The following is a 2919-nucleotide window of genomic DNA, read 5'->3' as shown; positions in this document are numbered from 1 at the left end:
GTCGATGCGACCCACAGTAGGTTTTTTCGGCGACCTACCGTAGGTCCCTTTTTCATCCCTCCTCATGGTCTATCAGAGCAGGAGGAGCTACGCCCCTTCTTGAGCTCGGCAGACATACTCCTCTAAGGATGGGGACACTTTTCGGGAATAGACTTAGGAAGGGAGCTTCACAGATCAAAAGCTCGCCCTATTTCTTTAGAGAGAAGCCTCCGAAAGAGGGCATGATCTCCTTCTCATCTTATACACTCTGCCCGAGAGTGCGGTATAGATAAATAGATTCCTAGAGATCAAAAGGTTATATATTTGATCCTCGTTGGGATAGAGGAAAACTTGACTACCTTTGTAGCTGTGTTTTTTAACACTCCTTTAGAAAGACTGAAGGTATCACACTTCGATTTAGATTTTAAATGGCAAAGCTTTATTACAGCCTGCTGGTACTGCTACTCTCTGTGACCACGCTCTTCGCCCAGCAAGGGACAGTCAAAGGTCGAGTCTACAGCACGAAGAACAATGACCCACTAGAACTAGCTACCGTACGAGTGCAAGGGACCAGCCTTGGCGCAAGGACAGATGTCGAAGGACGCTTTGTCATCTCGGGCGTGAAGCCTGGCTTCGTTCGCCTCATCGTCACGATGCTCGGCTATGAGACGACTACTTCGGCCGAAGTGCAAGTGGTGGGCAATCAAACAAGCTTCATCGACATCGCTCTCGAGGAAGAATCCACGAACTTAGCAGAAGTCGTTGTCCGCCCAAGGATACGATTCAAGCGTGCCGAAAGCCCGCTCTCGATACAGACGCTCGGCCTCAAGCAGATCGAGAAGAGTGCTGGAGCCAATAGAGATATCTCCAAGCTCGTACAGAGACTGCCAGGTGTGGGAGCGACAGACCCCAATCGCAATGACCTCATCGTGCGAGGCGGGGGACCTTCAGAGAATGTCTTCTACCTCGATGGTATAGAAATCCCCGTGATCAATCACTTCGCTACCCAAGGAGCATCGGGAGGTGGCGTGGGGATGATCAACCCTGACTTTGTCCGAGAGATCAACTTCTACACGGGGGCTTTCCCTGCAAGTCGGAGCAATGCGCTCAGCTCTGTCATGGAGATCAAACAGCGGGATGGCGATGCCGACCACATGCACGTCAAGGCTTCGGTGGGTGCTTCGGATGCGGCAGTTACCGTAGAGGGTCCTCTGGGGAGTAAGTCCACGTTCATCGCTTCGGCTCGCCAGTCGTACCTACAGTGGCTCTTCAAGGCGATCAAGCTTCCCTTCCTACCGACCTACAATGACTTCCAACTCAAGTACAAGTATCGCATAGATGCGCACAACGAGCTGTCCATCGTAGGCATTGGGGCGATAGACAATATGCGTCTGAACACTCAGCTACAGACCACGGGCACCGAGGTACAGCGCTACATCCTAAGCTATCTCCCCGAGTACAAGCAGTGGAACTATACGGTAGGCGCAGTGTACAAGCACTACGGAGAGGGGCACATAGACAACTGGATACTGAGTCGCAACATGCTGCGCAATAGCAGCGTCAAGCATCAGAACAACGATACCGCCCTCCCCAAGCTCTCCGAATATCAGTCCGATGAGACGGAGAGCAAGCTTCGCTATGAGCGTGTATATACCAGCCTACCCTTCAAGCTCAGCTTCGGTGCAGGTCTACGCTATGCCAGCTACACCAACCGCAGCGAGCGACTCGCCTTCCAGTCGGGGCAAGTAGTACCGCTCTCCTACGACGCACACATCAAGATGCTAGCCTACTCTGCCTTCGCTCAAGCATCAGACGAATACCTAGACAAGAGGCTCAAGCTCGCCTTCGGATTCAACCTCGTGGGCAATACGCTCAACTCGACCATGAGCAACCCTTTGCCTCAGCTATCCCCTAGAATTTCAGCTTCGTTTGCCCTCACGGATGACATTGATCTGAATGCGAATCTCGGACGCTATGCTATGCAGCCCGCCTACACGAGCATGGGCTACCGAGCCTCGGACGGGACCTATATCAACAAGGATCGCCTACGCTACATCATGTCGAACCAAGCCGTACTAGGGGCGGAGTATCGCCCCAGCAGTTACCTGAGCTTCTCAGCCGAAGGGTTCTACAAGTCCTACAGTGCCTATCCCATCTCCGAGCTAGAGGGGGTAAGCCTAGCGAGTAAGGGGACAGAGTACGGGCAGGTGGGAGCCGAGGCGGTGCTATCCACTGGTCTGGGTCGTGCCTATGGGGTCGAAGTAGTAGCTCGCCTCACGTCTTGGCAGCAGTTCTCTGCGACAGCCACCTACACGCTATTTAAGAGTGAGTTCACCGACAAGGCGGGTGTCTACCGCCCTTCGTCCTGGGATACGGGCCAGATGATCAACCTGCTCGCCAGCTATCGCCTGGGCAAGAGCTGGTATCTCTCAGCCTCTTGGCGCTATATCGGCGGAGCTCCCTACACCCCGATAGATATGGAGCTCTCGTCGAATAAGGCAGCTTGGGCAGTCACCAATCGAGCCTACCCCGACTACGCACGCTTCAATACACTGAGACTTCCCGCCAAGCACCAGCTGGATCTGCGCCTAGACAAGGAGTTCTACTTCAAGCGCTGGATGCTGAACCTCTACGTAGATGTACAGAATGCCTATCTGAGTAGCTCTGCTAACGCCCCGATCTACACGAACCGAGATGCTTCGGGGCAGATCATGGATCATCCTACCGATCCCCAGCGTCAGCAGCTTCGCCAGCTCGACTACTACAGCAAGCTCATCCTCCCGACGCTCGGACTGATCGTCAAGCTCTAACCGAGACACGCTGCCCCTACCCGACGCTCCGCCCTGCAGAGTAGCCAGAAGGGTAGCCCTCTGACAGCCCCCAAATAAAACCTACTGTGGGTCGTCCTTGCGACCTACGGTAGGTCGTCGATGCGACCCA

The 2919-nt window shown here is 54.2% G+C and carries 1 protein-coding gene; it reads left to right on the top strand.

All coding sequences use genetic code 11. From position 1 onward, the window contains the following. Positions 1-407: 407 nt before the first annotated feature. Complete coding sequence (locus tag Q0336_RS05525) at positions 408-2789, top strand: TonB-dependent receptor (protein ID WP_298526474.1); 2382 nt, start codon at positions 408-410, stop codon at positions 2787-2789. The last annotated feature ends 130 nt before the right edge of the window (positions 2790-2919 follow it).

The organism is uncultured Porphyromonas sp., from assembly GCF_938039215.1.
Lineage (GTDB): Bacteria > Bacteroidota > Bacteroidia > Bacteroidales > Porphyromonadaceae > Porphyromonas.
Note: the sequence above shows the minus strand (reverse complement) of the source record. Positions and strands in the feature narration are given on the sequence as shown.

Bases quoted from the DNA above. Each gene is read 5' to 3' on its own strand.
- Q0336_RS05525 (WP_298526474.1), top strand. From the start codon at position 408: ATGGCAAAGCTTTATTACAGCCTGCTGGTACTGCTACTCTCTGTGACC.